Annotated in this window: 1 protein-coding gene; it reads left to right on the forward strand. The window is 52.7% G+C overall.

What is annotated here, in order from left to right; all coding sequences use genetic code 11:
* The coding region (locus SynBIOSE41_RS06885) for a hypothetical protein (protein ID WP_222930589.1) at positions 1-702 on the forward strand (702 nt) is incomplete at both ends.

The following is a 702-nucleotide window of genomic DNA, read 5'->3' on the forward strand; positions in this document are numbered from 1 at the left end:
ATGATGTCTTTATTGCCAAGCTCGACGCTAATGGCGAATTTGTCTGGGCCAAGCAAGCTGGTGGCACTAGCGGGGACTACGCAACTGCCATCAGTTCCCTGAGTGATGGCAGCTCTATAGTCACTGGCAATTTCCGGGGAACAGCGCCCTTTGGTAGCACCACCCTCACTAGTGCTCAAGATTATGACGTCTTTATTGCCAAGCTCGACGCTAATGGCAACTATGTCTGGGTCACTCAAGTGGAGGGTGGATCTGGCTCTGACTTCGCACAGGACATCAGCTCCCTGAGTGATGGTACCTCCATTGTTACTGGCAATTTCGGCGGAACAGCGACCTTCGGCAGCACCACCCTCACCAGTACTGGAGCCAATAATGTTTATCCCGATGATTGCTTTATTGCCAAGCTCGACGCTAATGGCGAATTTGTCTGGGCCAAGCAAGCTGGTGGCACTAGCGGGGACGGTGCAAATGGCATTAGCTCCCTGAGTGATGGCAGCTCCATTGTCACTGGCTATTTCAACAGAACAGCGACCTTTGGCAGCACCACTCTCACCAGTGCTGGTCTTGATGATGTCTTTATTGCCAAGCTCGACGCTAATGGCGAATTTGTCTGGGCCAAGCAAGCTGGTGGCACTAGCGGGGACTACGCAACTGCCATCAGTTCCCTGAGTGATGGCAGCTCTATAGTCACTGGCAATTTCC

The organism is Synechococcus sp. BIOS-E4-1 (genome assembly GCF_014279995.1).
GTDB lineage: Bacteria > Cyanobacteriota > Cyanobacteriia > PCC-6307 > Cyanobiaceae > Synechococcus_C.